The sequence below is a fragment of the Anaerobutyricum hallii genome, from assembly GCF_900209925.1.
Taxonomy (GTDB): domain Bacteria; phylum Bacillota; class Clostridia; order Lachnospirales; family Lachnospiraceae; genus Anaerobutyricum; species Anaerobutyricum soehngenii.
Genome location: NZ_LT907978.1, coordinates 243,694 through 260,054, shown reverse-complemented (window position 1 = coordinate 260,054; position 16,361 = coordinate 243,694). Strand labels below are relative to the sequence as shown.

At 37.9% G+C, this 16,361-nt stretch carries 16 protein-coding genes; all 16 read right to left on the bottom strand.

Translation table 11 applies throughout. The features are described from left to right. Complete coding sequence (gatA, locus tag EHLA_RS01185; protein ID WP_096239005.1) at positions 1–1,476, bottom strand: Asp-tRNA(Asn)/Glu-tRNA(Gln) amidotransferase subunit GatA; 1,476 nt, start codon at positions 1,474–1,476, stop codon at positions 1–3. Positions 1,477–1,486: 10 nt separating this feature from the next. Continuing rightward, positions 1,487–1,780, bottom strand: coding sequence for an Asp-tRNA(Asn)/Glu-tRNA(Gln) amidotransferase subunit GatC (gene gatC, locus EHLA_RS01180; RefSeq protein WP_021907520.1), 294 nt, complete (start codon positions 1,778–1,780; stop codon positions 1,487–1,489). Between the two features lie 249 nt (positions 1,781–2,029). After that, on the bottom strand, positions 2,030–3,526 hold the full coding sequence (gene glpK, locus EHLA_RS01175; protein WP_096239004.1) for a glycerol kinase GlpK: 1,497 nt from the start codon (positions 3,524–3,526) through the stop codon (positions 2,030–2,032). Between the two features lie 539 nt (positions 3,527–4,065). Then, positions 4,066–4,851: a TrmH family RNA methyltransferase gene (locus EHLA_RS01170; protein WP_096239003.1), complete on the bottom strand. Its 786-nt coding sequence runs from the start codon at positions 4,849–4,851 to the stop codon at positions 4,066–4,068. Positions 4,852–4,874: 23 nt separating this feature from the next. Then, a complete protein-coding gene (locus tag EHLA_RS01165; protein WP_096239002.1) occupies positions 4,875–5,402 on the bottom strand; it encodes a TetR/AcrR family transcriptional regulator in 528 nt (175 codons plus the stop codon). Positions 5,403–5,509: 107 nt separating this feature from the next. After that, positions 5,510–6,739: a YbbR-like domain-containing protein gene (locus EHLA_RS01160; RefSeq protein WP_162290847.1), complete on the bottom strand. Its 1,230-nt coding sequence runs from the start codon at positions 6,737–6,739 to the stop codon at positions 5,510–5,512. Continuing rightward, on the bottom strand, positions 6,720–7,622 hold the full coding sequence (gene cdaA / locus EHLA_RS01155) for a diadenylate cyclase CdaA (protein WP_096239000.1): 903 nt from the start codon (positions 7,620–7,622) through the stop codon (positions 6,720–6,722). The genes EHLA_RS01160 and cdaA overlap by 20 nt, the downstream gene beginning before the upstream one ends. 19 nt (positions 7,623–7,641) lie before the next feature. Beyond that, positions 7,642–8,655 (bottom strand): hypothetical protein, encoded by a 1,014-nt coding sequence (locus EHLA_RS01150; protein ID WP_123864825.1) that lies wholly within the window; start codon positions 8,653–8,655, stop codon positions 7,642–7,644. Between the two features lie 3 nt (positions 8,656–8,658). Further along, positions 8,659–9,060: a hypothetical protein gene (locus EHLA_RS01145; RefSeq protein ID WP_096238998.1), complete on the bottom strand. Its 402-nt coding sequence runs from the start codon at positions 9,058–9,060 to the stop codon at positions 8,659–8,661. 531 nt (positions 9,061–9,591) lie between these two features. Further along, positions 9,592–10,074 (bottom strand): transcription elongation factor GreA, encoded by a 483-nt coding sequence (gene greA, locus EHLA_RS01140; RefSeq protein ID WP_096238997.1) that lies wholly within the window; start codon positions 10,072–10,074, stop codon positions 9,592–9,594. A 62-nt stretch (positions 10,075–10,136) separates the two neighbouring features. Then, positions 10,137–11,087: a tRNA dihydrouridine synthase DusB gene (gene dusB, locus EHLA_RS01135; RefSeq protein ID WP_096238996.1), complete on the bottom strand. Its 951-nt coding sequence runs from the start codon at positions 11,085–11,087 to the stop codon at positions 10,137–10,139. Between the two features lie 3 nt (positions 11,088–11,090). Further along, positions 11,091–11,864 carry a type III pantothenate kinase gene (locus EHLA_RS01130; RefSeq protein WP_021906200.1) on the bottom strand — a complete coding sequence of 258 codons (774 nt, stop codon included), beginning with the start codon at positions 11,862–11,864 and terminating at the stop codon, positions 11,091–11,093. Next, on the bottom strand, positions 11,848–12,192 hold the full coding sequence (locus EHLA_RS01125) for a DUF6145 family protein (RefSeq protein WP_021906201.1): 345 nt from the start codon (positions 12,190–12,192) through the stop codon (positions 11,848–11,850). Before EHLA_RS01125 ends, EHLA_RS01130 begins: the two co-directional genes overlap by 17 nt. A 12-nt stretch (positions 12,193–12,204) precedes the next feature. Continuing rightward, positions 12,205–13,185 carry a biotin--[acetyl-CoA-carboxylase] ligase gene (locus EHLA_RS01120; protein WP_096238995.1) on the bottom strand — a complete coding sequence of 327 codons (981 nt, stop codon included), beginning with the start codon at positions 13,183–13,185 and terminating at the stop codon, positions 12,205–12,207. Positions 13,186–13,212: 27 nt separating this feature from the next. Next, positions 13,213–14,199, bottom strand: a complete 987-nt coding sequence (gene argF, locus EHLA_RS01115; RefSeq protein WP_096238994.1) for an ornithine carbamoyltransferase — start codon at positions 14,197–14,199, stop codon at positions 13,213–13,215. A gap of 154 nt (positions 14,200–14,353) precedes the next feature. Continuing rightward, on the bottom strand, positions 14,354–16,297 hold the full coding sequence (locus tag EHLA_RS01110; protein WP_096238993.1) for an LTA synthase family protein: 1,944 nt from the start codon (positions 16,295–16,297) through the stop codon (positions 14,354–14,356). Between the last annotated feature and the right edge of the window lie 64 nt (positions 16,298–16,361).

Below are 16,361 nucleotides of genomic sequence, written 5' to 3'. Positions count from 1 at the left end.
CTACTTTTCCTCCTTTCCGTTCAGACTCCAATTTACAAATTCACGACTCTGCTCAAATGCATATGCTGCACGAATAATATTTTTTTCTTTAAAGCAATCACCGATAAACTGGATACCGATCGGAAGGCCTTTGCTGTCAAGGCTGCCCGGTACGCTGATTCCTGGAAGACCTGCAAGGTTTACAGAAATGGTATAAATATCTCCCAGGTACATTTTAATCGGATCACTTAAGCTCTCACCAAGCTTCGGTGCCGTTGTTGGTGCTGCCGGCCCTAAAATGACATCATACTTTTCAAATGCTTTATCAAATGCCTGCTTAATTAATGCCTTTGTACGAAGCGCTTTTAAGTAATATGCATCATAATAACCTGAACTTAACACGAAAGAACCAAGCATAATTCTTCTCTTTACCTCAGGTCCAAAGCCTTCGGAACGAGTCTTTTTATACATATTATGAAGTCCTTCGTAACTTTCTGTACGATATCCATATTTCACACCATCAAAACGTGCAAGATTAGAACTTGCCTCTGCAGAAGCAATAACGTAATAAGCAGGAATTGCATATTCAACAAGGCTTAAATCAAACTCTTCTACAATGGCACCTTTTTCTTCTAACTTCTTTGCGGCTAAAAGAACGGCTGCCTTTACTTCCTCATCCAGTCCTTCTCCCATATAATCTTTTGGGATTCCAATGCGCATTCCTTTTACATCCTCTTTTAAAGCAGATGTAAAATCATAATCTTCTCTCTTGACAGAAGTAGAATCTTTCGGGTCATAGGATGCGATTGTTTCAAGAATAGTTGCACAGTCCGTTACATCCTTCGCCATCGGTCCGATCTGATCAAGAGAAGAGCCGTATGCAATGAGTCCATAACGGGAAACAGTACCATACGTAGGCTTCATTCCGACAATACCACAATAAGAAGCCGGCTGGCGAATCGATCCACCCGTATCTGAACCTAACGCATAGCTGCACTCTCCTGCTGCAACTGCTGCTGCCGAACCACCTGAAGAGCCGCCTGGTACATGCTCTGCATTCCATGGGTTCTTTGTCACTCCATAATGAGAAGTTTCTGTTGTACTGCCCATCGCGAACTCATCCATATTGGTCTTACCAATAATAAGTGCGCCGGCTTTCTCAAGATTCAGAACTGCCTCTGCAGTATAAGTTGGCTCAAAGTTCTCAAGAATCTTAGAACTACAGGTTGTGCGAGTTCCCTTTGTACACATATTATCCTTCACTGCAACCGGAACACCGGCAAGTGGACCTGTAAGGGTTCCGTCATCAATCTTCTTCTGAAGTTCTTCCGCTTTTGCCTGTATAGTTTCTCTTTCCTGTACAGTTACATAACAATTAAAGTTATCTTCTAAAGCATTAATAGCATCCATGGCCGCATTCGCAGCTTCTAAAACAGATACTTCTCCTGCTTTAATCTTCTTACCCAGCTCAACAGCTGTATAATCCATAAGCCCCATATCTTTCCTCCTAATCAAAAGTCTTTGGAACTACAAAAGCTCCGTCCTTCGCTTCCGGCGCATTCGCCAGAATCTCTTCTCTGTCATCTTCATTTGTAACAACGTCTTCTCTAAACACGTTATTCACTGGAAATACGTGACTCATCGGCTCCACTCCACTGGTATCAAGTTCATTCAATGTATCAATATAGTCAAGCATATTTGCCATATCTTTCTTTGCCTGTTCCTTTTCTTCCTCAGAAAGTTCCAGCTTGGCAAGGATTCCGACATATTCGATTGTTTCATCTGAAATTATATTTGCCATATTTCAATCTCCTTATCGTTTTACAACTCTTTCTAATCTCTGAATTTATCATATTTATTATGCATAATCAAGTGAATAACCAGATAAATACAAATTTAATGCACTCTCAGTGTCTTTCTGTACTGAGAAATACATGAGCTTAAAAGAAAAAACTGACACACAAAAAGAGACCCATTTTATAAATGGATCCCTCCTTGCATTTTATTATGTAACTAAATGGCTAATTCTTATTAATCAAATCAAGTCTAACTAATCTTCTTTTGCCCATCCGTAGGAACACTTAACAGCTTTCTTCCAGCCTTTAAGTAATTTCTGACGGTGATCATCATCCATCTCAGGATCAAATACTTTATCAATAGCCCAGTTAGCGATAACGTCTTCTTTACTGTTCCAATATCCAACTGCAAGACCTGCAAGATATGCAGCACCCATAGCTGTTGTCTCAACACACTGTGGACGATGTACAGGAGCATCAATGATATCTGCCTGGAACTGCATTAAGAAGTCATTCTTACAAGCTCCACCATCAACCTTAAGAGCTGCTAACTTAACGCCTGCATCAGCCTGCATAGCTTCAAGGATATCATATGTCTGATATGCAAGAGATTCTACTGTAGCACGAATGATGTGAGCTTTGTTACATCCACGTGTAAGACCTACAATACATCCACGAGCGTACTGATCCCAATGAGGAGCTCCGAGTCCTGTAAATGCAGGAACTACATAACATCCGTTTGTATCTGGAACTTTGTTACAGAAGAATTCAGAATCTGGAGCTGCGTCTACGATCTTAACTTCATCACGTAACCACTGGATAGCTGCACCTGCTACGAATACAGAACCTTCTAATGCGTAGTTAACTTCGCCGTCAAGTCCCCATGCGATTGTAGTTACAAGACCATTCTCAGATAATTTAACTTCTTTACCGATATTCATTAACATGAATGTACCAGTTCCGTATGTATTCTTAGCTTCACCAGGATTGAAACATGTCTGTCCAAATAAAGCTGCCTGCTGATCACCTGCTGCTCCAGCGATAGGAATTCTTCCCTGGAAGAGGCTCTCATCTGTCATACCATAAATTTCACTTGATGGTTTCGGTGTTGGAAGCATCGATTTAGGAATATCTAATTCTGCTAAAATCTCATCATCCCACTGAAGAGTATTAATGTTAAATAACATTGTTCTTGCTGCGTTAGAGTAGTCTGTTACATGAATCTTTCTTCCGGACAGGTTATAGATTAACCATGTATCAACTGTACCAAACATTAACTCGCCTTTTTCAGCTCTTTCTCTTGCTCCAGGTACGTTTTCAAGAATCCAGTGAATCTTTGTTCCTGAGAAGTAAGCATCAATAACAAGACCTGTTTTTTCTCTGATCTTATCTACTAATCCTCTTTCCTTTAAGGAATCGCAGTATTCAGATGTACGACGGCACTGCCAAACGATTGCATGATAGATTGGCATTCCTGTTTCTCTATCCCAAACGATAGTTGTTTCACGCTGGTTAGTAATACCGATACCAGCGATATCAGCTGCTGTAACACCAAGTTTTTCCATAGCCTGACGTGCTACAGATAACTGTGTATGCCAGATCTCCTTTGCATCATGCTCTACCCAGCCTGGCTGTGGATAATACTGTGTAAATTCTTCCTGCGCTACACTACAGATTTCACCTTTTTCATTAAATAAGATACAACGGTTACTAGTTGTTCCTGCGTCTAACGCCATCATGTACTTAGCCATAAGTAAACCCTCCTTAAAATAATTCATTACGTTGTGGTCAAGCCCAATACCTTCCTGACCTCTGCTCTTATATTAACATAATTTCTGTGCGATGTATTTAGACAATTTACATTTTTTGTATGTTTCTTTTGTGTTTTTGCATGATAATGCACAATTTTTTTGTCGTTTTTAAAGCAGATTAAATAATTATTTTTTTAACAATTTTATCTGAATGGTCGTTTTGTCTACTTTATTGATTCTTTTTTATTTAATCATACTACATTTTGTATGACCACTTCCTTAATTTTCTTTACACAAATGGCTGTCGGGCTATTGTTCCGAGATAAAATAAAAATAAAACACAGAGAGACCCCATATATAAATCTGCACTATTTGAAGAACGAGGAGAGATTGTATCCAAGGGAAGAAGACAATCCCTTGTCTTACTGACCTGGACACAATCCGACGAAGTACTTCAACTAGTGTGGATTTATATATGGAGTCTCTCTGTGTTTTTCAATAGTCTAAAGTTGGAACAATAGTGCGACAGCCCCATACTTCTACTGCACGTCGGATATAAATTCTCTCTGACGCATTGTTTCGTACATAAGAATCGTGGCAGACACTGCTGCATTTAAAGATTCTACCTTTCCTTTCATCGGAATCTTTATCTTATGATCTGCTAAAGCAGTAATCTCATCCGTAAGTCCATTTCCCTCATTACCTATAAGGAAAGCACTGCCGTTTCGATAATCCTGCTTATAAAACACATCTCCTTTTAAGTGTCCTGCATACACAGAAATTCCTTTCTGTTTTAATTGTTCAACTACTTGAGGAAGATCATCCGTAATAACAAAAGGAACTCGGAAAATCGCTCCCATCGTAGAACGAATTACCTTGGGATTATAAATATCCACCGTTTCTTTGTTCATGATGATTCCTGTTACTCCGGCGCCTTCTGCTGTTCTTACAATTGTTCCAAGATTACCCGGATCCTGAAGACTTTCTAAGAGAAAAAAGCATGGATTCTTTTCTTTATTGATGAGTTCTCCAATGTCAGGTTCTTCTCTTCGTACTACTGCGATGACTCCCTGCGGAGTTTTCGTATCAGAAAGATGTCTGCATACATTTTCACTGATAAGATCGTAGTTCCATCCTCTTAGTTCTTTATCGTATTTCCCGGCAAATTCTTCTGTGAGATAGCATTCCACAACTCTGTCTCTCGGAATCTCAAAAAACATTCTGGGACCTTCTACCAGAAAACAATTTTCTTTTTTTCTTGCCTTTGCACTTTTTTTCAGATTTATAATATTTTTTACTTTTATATTGGATGTACTGGAAATCATTTTTACCCTCCTATGCAGACACTTTATACATACACTTTCTGTAAAAGCCATGACAGATGGGCGATGATATCTTCTACCGGTTCTCTGAAATCATTTTCTGCCCATTCAAGAACATATTGTGTAATTCCTAATGTAAAGAAATCATTACAAAATTCTTCCTGCTTTTTCTCTAAAAACGCCTCTGTATTTTTTGAAAAATACCCACAGGATATGCTCCTTGCAATCAGCGGATACATAGCTTTTTTTAAATATGGCAGCTCTGCATTTGTCAAAATATTTCGAATGATCACGCGATTATCTTTTATCCACTGTAAGAACCTGCTCATAGCATACTCCCAGGTTACTTCTTCATATATGCGGCTCTCATGTACCAGTTCATATTCAAATGCTTTTGACATCAGGTCGTATATATTGTCAAAATGATAATAAAAAGTTTGCCGGTTCACTCCACATTGACCGGCAAGCTTTTGTATCGTGATTTTTGAAAAGGGACACTTTTTCAGTAGTTCCATGAAAGCAGCACAAAGCATTGTTTCTGTTTTTTGTCTCATATAATCATTTCCTCAATTCATCAAATCCACTATTTGTAACTAATCAGATTTGTGCGGTATTCTATAAAGAAGCCGCACAAATGAATCTACTGATCAAGTCTGAACAGTTACTTATTTTCTTTTAAAGTAATCTTGAGCTTTGTTGTGGCTCCTACGGTAACTCCCTCAACATCTCTCACGTGCAAAGATACTTCATGTGTTCCGGGTTCTAAACCATTCACATCTATCCATGGAACAAAATCTTTTATCGCCAGACTATCCACAACAGAGGATGGTCCATCTACCAGGATCGAATAGTCATTATCCTTATCATAAGCAACTTTGTAACCATTACTATTATTTGTTACATTAATATCTTTTTTCTCAAACGACAACTTATGAGAAGTTATCTTTTCAATCGTTGCCTTGACTTTCACGTCATTTGCATCGTCTCCGGCTAATATCACATCATCCGGAAGCACTGCCTGTGTCAGATCAATATCCTTCTCATAATTTTCCTTGAGTCCATCAATGGATACACTGTCAAGTGTAATAGAGTCCAGACTTTCTAATGTATCATCCGGTGCTGCGATCGTGATCTGCTTTGGTTCATAGTCAAACGAAACCAGATGATAATTCTTTGCAGGCTCCCCTGTATAAGAGAGCTTTACATCTACGGTTTTCGTCTTCCACAGTTCCACATAAATACTTATGGATGATGTATCAAATTCTATCTGGTTGTTGCTTATCTTCTTACCTTCCTCATCATATAGCACCGGCTTATCTGTTGCTGTAACATCATGAGAAATATCATCTACACTGACCGTTGCACGAATTTCTTTCGCAGAAGAAAGTAAATTCTCCGGTCCACTTACCTTGATCAGATTCGGGGTACTTGTAGCTCGACCAACAGCATATCCTTCTGCCGGATCTCCTTTTACTGTAATGTTGACCGGAACACTGATCGTCACGACTTCATCCTTCTTAATCTTCATCGTGTTTGTTGTTCCCAATGTAATATCTAACTGATCGGCGTACTTCTTTGCCGTAACATCAATTGGTACTGCATCAACTTTAGACAGCTTTGAAAAATCTGCAACCGCCTGAAAATCTGTAATTCCCATGGAACGTACAATACTGCTCTTTCCTTTTACTGTAATATTGACTTCTTCACCATCGAGAATTTCGTAAGCATATCCTCGTTTTGTAAGCGCATCCTCATTCGTAATCTTTACAGGAATACTGTAAAACCTCTTCGTAATTACCGGATCGTTTGTATTTGCCACAAAAAGCCATATTAAGACTGCTATGACGACAGAAAGTATCTTCATCCACATATTATTTTTCTGACTTTTCATTCCGCAACAAGTCCTTCCATTTTTTAAATACATCTGCATTACCTGTATCATCAACTTTTAACTGCTGAAGCTTTTCTACAAGTTCTTCCTTCTGCAAATGTTTATATAATCTTCCATCCTTTGCAAGTGATACTGCACCAGTCTCTTCTGAAACAATGATCGTCAGACTATCTGAGACTTCGCTGATTCCCACCGCAGCTCTGTGTCTTGTTCCTAGTTCTTTTCCAATATCCATGCTATCTGTAAGAGGAAGATAACAAGTCGCTGATACGATACGATTCCCTCTGATAATAACAGCTCCATCATGAAGTGGTGTATTATGTTCAAAAATATTGATCAGCAACTGACTGGTTACCAGACCATCTATAGTGATTCCTGTACGCACATACTCCCCAAGTGCTACATTCTGCTCAATGACAATTAAAGCTCCTGTTTTAACTTCACCCATTTCATAAGAAGCACGTACAACTTCATTGATCGTCTTTTCTGTAAACGCAGACTGTCTTCCCTCATACTCTCCGGCTGAAAATGAAAAAATATTACTGAAGATCTTCTTCCGTCCTAACTGTTCCAATGCCCGTCTAAGTTCCGGCTGAAAAATAATGATCGCCGCTGTAATTCCAACACTGAGCGAATTAGAAAGCAGCCATGATATTGTATTAAGCTGGAATATTGCCGCAAAAAGGGCAAAAAGCAAAAGCATGATAATACCCTTAAACAACGTCCATGCCCTTGTTAGCTGTACCCACTTCAACATCTGGTAAACGATCACACTGATAATGATAATCTCCAGAATATCTGTAAAACCAATTGACGGAAGAGACAGCCAATATAAATACTTTTCTATTACTTTGTGAAATTGTCCTATACTTATTAACTGCATAATCTATTATCTAGCCCTTTCACTCTTTCTCTGCTTCCTTCCCATCCTTGTCAGGCAAATCAGAATCTTCCGTTATGTCATCAAACAGAAGGTCATCCTCATTTTCTTCGGACTTAATATTCGTTACATTCCTGTTTTTCTCTGTAACCTTAATCTTGGGAACTGCTTTTACATAATAAAAATATTCGTCATCCTCAAAAGATACCTTCTCGATTCTGGACACATCTCCGATTCCCCTAAAGAATCGATAAATATAACAACATCCAATTCCCAGTATTACCTCAAGAAACAGCCGCCATATCGTATAATCCAGTTCAAAAATCAATCTTCCAAATAACAATAACAGTACCATTGCTATATTTCCCACAAAAATAGCAAACATCCATGCTCTTTCATAAAATATGTGGCAAAGTAATGTTGTTATAAAAATAATCAAAGCAAATGTTACAAGAAGCACCAGCAGCTTCTTATCAATTAAGATCAGATTAACTATTCGCTGTAGTCCCATTCCAAAACTAGAACTTGTAGAGGTCGTAAGCAATGTACTTACATCTGTCATGTATACTGATAAAAAGTACGTCACAATTCCTGCCGCTGCCGGAAGAATCGCTCCAAAACCAACGCTCATCCCTAAAAGTACCGGCAGAAGATACTCCAGCTTTAAATAAAATAAAAGCACTGTAGCTATAATAATTATCGCATGCTTCTTATCTACTCGTATAAATGCAAGGGAACAGATGATAAAGAAAATTACAAATCCCAGAAAAATATCCATGGAAACATTCCACAGATTTATCATAATCAATATAGATATCGCATAATACAAAAACGATATTGGTAAAAAAGCCTGCACAGCTGAAACTGCCAGGAACACCCATGGTTTATCAATAAATTCATTATAATAAAACATTCTCTGAAACATACTCAGTGCAAAAAAAGCAAAAAGCAACTTCAATATCGGTAAAATTATCTCTATATGTCTCTTATATAAAGTTGTTAACCATTCTTTAAAATAGACTAATTGTGCCATCATAAGCTATTCCCTGTCCTTTTCTTTTTGAATATATCTTCCCAGACGATACAAATTATGTTCGTACTGCTTTATATCCACTCTCATCTTCTCATAAACTCTGGTATAATATCGCCTTATACATACAATATCCAGAACAACTATAATAACGTAAAGAATAACTGCATGAACAATATACTTTTGATAGGGAAAGCTCAATCCTCGTGACATAATATCTGTGTAAATGCCAAAACAATACAGCACCATCGCTAATATATAAGCCGCTGTAATTGCAATTACACTTTCTAACTGCTTAATATTCACATATGTTCTCTTACTGTAACCGTTTATTCTCAAATCCTTCTTTCCCGGACCCTCTTCATAAACCGCCAACTTCGTCATTAATCTGACTTTCTTCGGATCAATCATAACTGTTCCTCGATTTCTAAAATCTTTTTAATCTATTTTAGTATAACATGAACTTTCTTCCAATTACAACGGTAAAATAAAGATTTCATATACTGATTTATGAGGGGAAACAGACGGAGAACAAAAATATTATATGAACTAGAATGTGAAGGTAGTCGCTGCATAGAAAATGTCTCGTCGGCATTTTTATTTGCTCCGACATCACATTCTAGTTCATATAATATTTTTGTTCTCTTGTCTGTTGACTCCAGATAGAATCAGTTATTTAATCTGTGGGAAAGAGGGGGCGACAGACGCTTCATTTTGCCTCAAAAAACGAAAATCATAGACTTCTGGGGAAACCCCTTATTTTTTCCATACAAAATCCTGATTTCATCTGGCGCCAAAGAACAGAAAAGCAGAAATTTGATATAGAATAAAATGTGATGTCGGAGCAAGTAAAAATGCCGATCAGGCATTTTCTACGCCGCAACTATCTTCACAATTTATTCTATATCAAATTTCTGCTTTTCGTTTCTTTAATCCATCAAATCAGGATCTGGAAATCTCTAAAATCTTGTATCTGGAAAATCCATCCGGACTCTCTACCTGAACAGTCTCTCCGACCTTAGCACCAATCAGAGCTTTTCCTAATGGAGATTCATTAGAGATAAGTCCTTTAAGAATATCAGATTCTGTAGAACCAACAATGCGATATTCTAATTCTTCGTCAAATTCTTCATCGTAAAACTTAATAGTGCTTCCGATACTTACTGTATCTTTATCATAAGCAGATTCATCAATAACTTCTGCGTTCTTGATGATCTTCTCAAGTTCTTCGATTCTTGCTTCCATAGAACGCTGCTCATCTTTAGCTGCATCATACTCTGCATTCTCAGATAAGTCACCCTGTTCTCTGGCTTCTTTTATCTTCTGTGCGATTTCTTTTCGTTTAACTACTTTGAGATCCTGCAGTTCATCTTCTAATGCCTGCATTCCCTTACTTGTCAGGATATGTTTCTTTGCTTCCACCATAATCTACACCTTTCTTTTCTGGTTCACTTAAAGTATCATTATAGTCCAAAAAAAATTCATTGTCAACGCATCAAAAGTTCTCTGAGCGCTTCTAAAGTTTCTACCTGGTTTACTTTATTTCGAAGAGAGGAAGAACCATGCATTCCTGTAGTATACCACGCTGTGTGTTTCCGCATCTCCCGGATTCCCATTTTCTCTCCTTTATACTTCACACTTAATTGTGCATGACGAAGGAGCATGGAAATCACTTCTTCCTCTGTAGGACATTCCGGAATCTTCTCTCCGAAAAGTGCTGCCTTTATCTCTCGAAAGAGCCATGGATTTCCCTTCGCTCCTCTGGCAACCATAATTCCGTCACAACCTGTATATTCCCGCATTTTGACAGCATCTTCTCCGGTAAAAATATCACCGTTTCCGATAACCGGAATAGAAACAGCTTTTTTAACTTCTTTGATAATATTCCAGTCTGCCTCTCCGGTATAATATTGGACTCTCGTCCTCCCATGAACAGCAACAGCAGCAGCACCATTTTCCTCCATGATCTGTGCAAATTCAGGAGCATTGATATGGTCATCATCAAAACCTTTTCTAAACTTTACTGTAACCGGTAAACTTACTGCTTTAGAAACTTCTTTTACAATTCTTCCGGCAAGTTCCGGATTGAGCATTAATGCTGAGCCTTCTTTATTGTTCACAATCTTGGGAACGGGGCATCCCATATTAATATCAATATAAGAAAATCCCTTATTTTCGATTTTATGAGCCATTGCACCCATAAGTTCCGGCTCCGAGCCAAAAATCTGCACTCCGATCGGTTTCTCTTCTTCTTCTGTCTGCATAAGCGGCAATGTGTTCTTATTCCCATAAAAAAGTGCCTTCGCGCTGATCATCTCCGTAACCATCACATCTGCACCCTGTTCTTTACACAAAATTCGAAAAGGAAGATCTGTAATTCCCGCCATAGGAGCCAGAATCACTGGAAAATCTGTGCCATATATTTCTTTTACAGTCATGATTTAATCCTGTTTCTGCTTATCATAAATAATCTGCAGTCCCTTCAATGTAAGATTGGCATCATAATAATTAATAAAACTTGTTTCCTTTGCAATCATTTTACCAAGACCACCTGTTGCTACAACGTTGATTTTTCCAAGACCGCTTTCTTCCTTCATCTTACGGATAATGTATTCTGTCTGACCGATATATCCATAAACAAGACCACCCTGCATGCTTGTTACGGTATCTTTTGCAAGAATATTCTTTGGCTTTCTGATTTCAATTTCTGGAAGTTTCGCTGCCTGCTGCCAGAGAGCATTCGCGGAAGTGCGGATTCCAGGGGATGTCACTCCTCCGACAAATCTGCCATCTTGTGTAATCAAGTCATACGTTGTTGCCGTACCAAAGTCAACAACAATAACCGGGCCACCGTAAAGTTCATACCCTGCTACAGCATCCACAATTCGATCTGCCCCTGTTTCTTTTGGATTTGTTGTTGCAATACGGATTCCGGTACGAATTCCAGGACCTACGATAATCGGCTTGAGACCAAAATATTTGATGATCGCACTGTTAAAAGAATGCATAACTGCCGGTACAACAGAGGAGATAATGACATCTTCCACATCTTTTGCCTCATATCCTTTATACTGAAGAGTATTTAAAATAAATACACCATATTCATCTGAAGTACGATTAATCTTTGTTCTCATTCGAAAGGTATCGCACAGCTTTTTCTCCTGAAAGATTCCTATCGTAAAATCTGTATTTCCAATATCAATTGCCAGTAACATCTTGTCCCTCCTGTAAGAAAAATACCCTGAAATATGTTTCCATATTTTCGAGGAGTTCTCTCTTTTCTGCACGTAGCTGTTTTATCTTAAGAACACTTCCTATTTCGTCAAAGAAGAAATCATCTTCCTTTGACTCCACAGTAAGATTAAGATTTCCTGTTTCATCAAATTCCAGTCTGAGAATTCCTCCCACATCTTCTGTAAAAAGAACGCACATAATCTGAAGTTCCTCTTTAATCTGCTTAGGAAGTGAATCAAATTCCGGATTAAAGTAAAAAATCTTCTCATAACTGCTGGAACCACATAATATTACTTTATCATCAAACATACTAACGCTCTCCTATACATACCCATAAATACCACGAACGGATACCTCACCGGAAAAAATATGTTCTTTTCTTCCCTCTGCATCCTGAACGATCAGTTCTCCTCGTTCATTAATACCAAGCGCTGTACGAATGATTTCCTCATCTTTTTTTATAATCTTTACTTCATGGTCTACATTCACAAGCTTCTTGTTATAATAATCTAAAAACGGGGATAAGTCCTGTTTCTCCAAAAACAGTTTATAATCTCTGAAAAAAGCTGTCAGAATTTCTGAAAGCAATACAGATCTTTCTATATTATGACCACTTTCCTTTTTAAGTGAAGTTGCCATATCTGCAATCTCTTCTCCAAAATTTATACGATTTACATTAATTCCAATACCAACCACAACATATGCAATGCTGTCAATCTCCATATTCATTTCTGTGAGAATACCACATACCTTTTTCTTATTAAGAACAATATCATTCGGCCATTTAATCTGGCAGCACTGTCCGGTCACCTTATCAATTCCTTCCGCAACTGCCGATGCCGCTACTAAAGTAAGCATGGAAACACAGTCTAACGGCAGTTCAGGTCGCAGCAGTATGGTAAAGAAAACATCTTCTCCTGACGGAGATATCCAGGTTTTTCCTCTTCGTCCCTTTCCGCGAGTCTGCTGGTCTGCCACATAGACACTTCCATCTGGCGCCCCGCTTTCTCCCCGGCGCTTTGCTTCTTCATTGGTAGAATCAATACTCTCAAAACAACATAACTCTCCCGGTATACAAGCTTCTTTCATAGAAGAAAGTATCTCTTCTGTTGTGAGCAGGTCCGGGCTTTGTAAAAGCCGGTAACCTTTCCGGGTCACCGACTCTATCTCATATCCCTCTTTTTTCAGACTGTTCATATACTTCCAAACAGCAGTCCTTGAAACGCCCAGCTCATCACAGATACGCTGACCGGATATAAACCCATCCTGCTGTTTCAAAAACTCTAAAATCTTTTCTTTCATTGATATCAAACCGTCTTTCCAGGTAAACTATCTTCCGAGAGTTGCCACCATCACAGCCTTAATTGAATGCATTCTGTTCTCTGCTTCATCAAACACAACAGAATTCTCAGAGCGGAAGACTTCATCTTCTACTTCTCTGATATCAAGACCCAGACGATCTCTCATATCTCGTGCAACGCTTGTTTCAAAATCATGGTATGCTGGCAGACAATGCATAAATAAGCACTTGTCGTTACCGGTATCTTTCATCATCTTCGTTGTAACTTTATAAGGAGATAACGCATTCACACGCACTGGATATAAATCTTCTGATTCACCCATACTTACCCAGATATCTGTATAAATAACATCGGAACCTTTTACATCTTCTGGATCGTGAGAAATTGTAATCGTTGCACCACTCTTCTTAGCAAGCTCCTGTGATACTTCAAGAACCTTAGGATCACATACGGTCTCTTTCGGTCCTACTGCCTTAAAATCGACACCCATGATCGCACTTCCATACATCAGAGCATACATTACATTATCAGATAAATCTCCAACAAATGTAAGCTTCATCTCATCTAACTTCTTATCAATATGTTCTTCCATTGTCATGAAATCTGCTAAAACCTGTGTAGGATGATCTACATCTGTAAGACCATTCCATACAGGAACACCGGAATACTTCTGTAAATCTTCTACGATATTCTGTCCGAATCCACGATACTCGATTGCATCATACATTCTTCCAAAAACCTTCGCAGTATCCTCGATTGATTCCTTCTTATTCATATGAGAGTTTGTAAGATATGTTACATGTGCACCCTCATCCATTGCCGCAACTTCAAAAGAGCAACGTGTTCTTGTAGAAGATTTATCAAAGACAAGCACGATATTCTTACCTTTAAGTTCTTCACCCTGAATACCCTTCTTCTTTTTTGCTTTAAGCTCATGAGCCAGATCCAGCATATAACGAATCTCATCTTTATTAAAATCCAGTAAAGTTAAAAAACTACGTCCTTTTAAATTCATCTTCTATTCCTCCAAGTCAAAACAACTTACTGCCTGTAATTACTATTTACATAGTAAAAGTATTAACAAAATTTATACTACATATGAAGAATAATGTCAATATTTCTAGTTTAATTCACTTAACAAACCATTCCTCTAAAAAGGATTATGTTTTTTAATGAGTGATATAATTCGCTATAAGGTTATTATCAAGTACTTCCTTACAGGTATCTATCAAACTCTGGGCACGATCCGAGTATTTCTGACAAAGTTTTTTGTTAAGGTTCTTTCTGCTGCCATCTAAAAGTGAGATTAATCTTCCACTTTCTACTGTTCCATCTTTTCCTATTGTAAATAACATATTATCATCACTGGTGATAAAGGAACCTTCTCCTACATATGAAATCTGCGCTATGAAACCTTCATCTGCATTCAACAGATCATGTCCGAATACATAAGGTTGTTTTGTATCTAAGTCCATGAGATTTGCAATAGTCGGCATGATATCAACTTCCCCGCCAACCGTATCTACAACCTTACTTTCATTTAATCCTGGGATATGAATGATAAACGGAACATTCAACATCTCATCATAATCATATTCTTTTCCGAGAAAGTCTGTCATTTTCCAGCGAACAGATGGGGTTTCCTTATTCATCCCCTGATGATCTCCGTATATAGCGATCACTGTATTATCATACATATCATTTCCCTTGAGATATTCTATGAGTTTACCAAATGCTTCATCTGTATATCGAACCGTTTGCAGATAATTTCCAAAGGTACTTCCTTCGTCGCTGCTTTTTAATTTAAGACTCGCTAAAGACTGGTCTAGTTCATACGGAATATGATTGGTAAGTGTAATCATAAAACTGAAAAATGGCTGCTTCTTTGTTTTTAAAATATCAACCGCCTGCCGGAACATTTCCTTATCCGTAATACCAAATCCTGAAATCTGTGTTTTTTTCAGTTCTTCTTCTGAATAATAGTGTTGGAATCCCTGATTTTTATATGCCTCACTTCGGTTCCAAAATGTTTTCACATAGCCATGGAATGCCAGTGCACTATATCCATTCTCACGAAACATCCAGGGTAAACCATTATATGTATTATCTACATACATACGATAACATTCCCTGATATCATTTGGATAAAGACCATTCAGTGCAGAAAATTCTGCGTCAGCAGTATTTCCTACTCCTGTTGTTGAATAAAAATGATTGAAATAAATCGTATCATTCTTTAATAGTTTATTTAAATTAGGGGTTATTTCCTGTCCATTATATGTTGCTCCCACTACAAAATTATTAAAAGACTCTGTCTGTATCAAAATCAGGTTCTTTCCCTTTGCCGCCCCTTTATAAGCAGTTCCGGATGACTTCGGTACAATAGCTTTCATTTTCTTTTGAATTGCCTTCTCATCAACGGAACTTCTCTTTAACTTTCCGACAACATTGACAACCACATCATTTGTGTGATACGTAAAAAATTCAATGTGATTTACCTGCTGCACAGAGCGAAGATTCTGAGGATTTAATCCATAATAATACCATGCACATATTGCTACAATATAAATAATAATGTGAAATACACTCTTAATAAAAGAAACTGTAAATTTCTTTTCTTTCCACAAACTTTTAAAAGAAAACTTTGCAGGCCAATGCTTTGCCAATTCATCAAGCATTCCCTTCTTCCCTTTATTTCGAAGACGGTACCAGTACAAAACAAATGGATAGTCAATTAATGTCAGTAAACATCCCGGACTTACACTTGCCCCGATCACATTACCATCTCCTGCAATCTGTCCCAGACTTGTAACTTGATAAAGCTGATTGACCGATATATATTTTCCAAAATAACTGCTGTATGCCGCATCTGCCAGCATAATCAATGTAATCAATGTGTATACAACGTAAAACCCATACCTTCTTGGTTTACTTTCTTTAAAAGAAAATACCTCAAATACACAAAATAAGAACAACAGACTTAACAATGGGACGTCATAAATGCTTAACATATCCAGTCTTTTTGTCTGCCAGTAATATATAAACATCTTTAAAATCAATGCCGGATACACTAACCAGTAGTGCGCCAGTAGTTTTTTTATTATTGCTTTCATAATTTTCAAACACACTCTAATCTGTAATTTCTAACATTCGGGTATTAACTTAAATCCCGAATTT